Here is a 2,269-nt window from a genome sequence, read left to right as displayed (position 1 = left end):
GAGGCCAGGGCTGATGAGACCATCGCCTGGTCCCTCCGGATCAACGCCGCCCTCCACGATCTCGAGCGGCCCCGCGTGGTGCGCCGCCCGTCGGTGCGGCCGTGGTCCGAGACCGACCTGTTCGGCTTCGCCGAAGCTGCGGCCTGGGATGGCGACCCGGAACGCGACCTCGCCCCCGGCATGGAGGACCGCGGAACACCGTTCGCCACCCACCGGGCGGCGGCACTGCTCGGCGCCAAGGGACTCATCCGGCACCGTCGCCCCGTCGAGATGGCCACCCCCGGACTGGTGCACGGTGACCTCGCGCGCGGACTGCTGTTCGACTCCACGACCGAGCCCGCCCTGAGCGATGTCGTGCCGTACATCCGTCCGGCCTCGTGGTCGGCCGCGCTCGTCGCCGTGGACCACCTGTCGTGGGGGACCGTCGACGAGGGCGTGCTGCTGCGCTGGCGGCACCTTCAGGAGTGGCCGCAGATGGTGCTGCGGGCCTCCGTGTTCCGGTTGGCAGTCCACGCGCTGCATCCGGGCTCGCGTCCGGCAGCCATGGACGGACTGCAGTCGATGGCCCGCCAGGTCGGCGAGTTCGTGGGCAACGCCACGGGTGACACCGACTGATGCCGCCCCGCTCCCGAACCAAGGGGCGGCGGAACCCGGGAGCGCGCAGTCGCTCCGGTGCGGTCGCCGTGCCCGTCGTGGCCCTGATCGGGGTCATCTTGGTTTCGCTCAACCTCCGCACCGCCGTCACGTCACTGAGCCCGCTGCTCGGGGTGATCGATGCCGAGATCGGCCTCGGCGCCGCCGGCATGGGACTGCTCGGCATGATCCCCACCGCGATGTTCGCGGTGTGGGGCGTGCTCACGCCGGTCGTGCTGCGACGGATGGGACTGGAGATGCTGACCGTGGTGGCGATGGCCGCCGCCGCGATCGGGCAGCTGCTGCGGGCCGTCGCGCACGATCCATGGGTGATGGGCGCCGGCTCGATCATCGCGCTGACCGGCATGGGCATCGGCAACGTGGTGGCCCCGCCACTGGTCAAGAAGTACTTCCCCCGCCACGTCGCGGTGGTGAGCATGGCCTACATCACGGGCCTCCAACTCGGCACGGTCGTTCCGGCGCTGGTGGCCGTCCCCGTCGAGGAGTCCGCAGGGTGGCGGGTCTCGATCGGGTGGTGGGCGGTCCTGGCCGTGGTCGCCGCCATCCCGTGGATCTTCGAGCTCCTGCGCCCCGGCACCCCGACCGGCGCGCCCACCGACTCCGGTGACGGCGCAAGCGCCGGGTCCGGCTCGGGTGCGGACCCTGGCTCGGGAACAGCCGTGGCTACGGCACAGCAGCGCATCCGCCCGTGGCGCTCACCCGTCGGAGTGGCCCTGGCGCTGTTCTTCGGAACCAACTCCCTCGGGACATACGCCTTCTTCACCTGGCTTCCCGCGGTGGCCGAATCCATCGGGATGACGCGCGCCGAGGGAGGTCTCGCGCTCGCCGTGTACTCGGCGATCGGTCTCATCGCCGCTCTGGTCGTGCCCTGGGTATCCGGGCGCGTTGATGATCCGTACGTTGTCGTCGTCGTCTCGGTCTTGTCCTACCTGGCCGGCTTCGCCGGGCTGCTCTGGGCGCCCGACCTCGCGCCCTGGGTGTGGATCTGCCTGCTCGGCGTGGGACCCAGCACCTTCCCGCTGTGCCTGACCCTCATCAACCTCCGCACCCGCACCCAGGCCGGCTCCGCCGCCCTGTCCGGCTTCTCGCAGGGCGTCGGGTACACCGCGGCCAGCCTCGGACCGATCGTGTTCGGCATGCTCCTCAACGGACCCGGCCTCGGCGCGGGGCTCGCGTTCCTCACGGTCGTGTTGGGCGTGATGACCGTCGTCGCCCGCACCGCGTGCCGGCCGATCATGCTTGAGGACACCCTGCGCTGACCCGCGCCGGACCCGCTGGTAGTGCCACCCACGGGCGCCGCAGGGCGGGCGCAGACGAGGGGATGTCGGAGTCGTGTGGTCTCATCGAGCCGTGACAGAAGCCGCATCCACCATCCCCGACGCGCATCCCGGTGAGCCGGCGCGCGCGTGGCCTGATGAACTGGCCGGGCTCGTGGACCGGGACTGGGCGGCGCCGCGCGGTCGGCAGGAACGGTGGGTCGTCCGCGGGGGGCCGGGAAGCGGCAAGACCTCGCTGATCGTCGACGTGCTGCGTGCCGCCGTCCTGGGCGGGGTGGGGCTGGACGGGGTGCTCGTGCTCACCGGATCCGCGCGCGCGGGAGCCGCACTGCTCGAGG

The 2,269-nt window shown here is 72.1% G+C and carries 3 protein-coding genes; all 3 read left to right on the top strand.

What is annotated here, in order from left to right; translation table 11 throughout:
* On the top strand, nt 1-615 hold a 615-nt coding region (locus G6016_RS11495), incomplete at its 5' end, for a TIGR02569 family protein (protein ID WP_182632786.1).
* Nucleotides 615-1,913: an MFS transporter gene (locus G6016_RS11490; RefSeq protein ID WP_182632785.1), complete on the top strand. Its 1,299-nt coding sequence runs from the start codon at nt 615-617 to the stop codon at nt 1,911-1,913. The genes G6016_RS11495 and G6016_RS11490, both read left to right, overlap by 1 nt.
* A 91-nt stretch (nt 1,914-2,004) precedes the next feature.
* On the top strand, nt 2,005-2,269 hold a 265-nt coding region (locus G6016_RS11485; RefSeq protein ID WP_182632784.1), incomplete at its 3' end, for a P-loop NTPase family protein.

The organism is Dietzia aerolata, from assembly GCF_014144865.1.
Taxonomy (GTDB): domain Bacteria; phylum Actinomycetota; class Actinomycetes; order Mycobacteriales; family Mycobacteriaceae; genus Dietzia; species Dietzia aerolata.
This window is presented reverse-complemented; position numbering and strand designations above follow the sequence as displayed.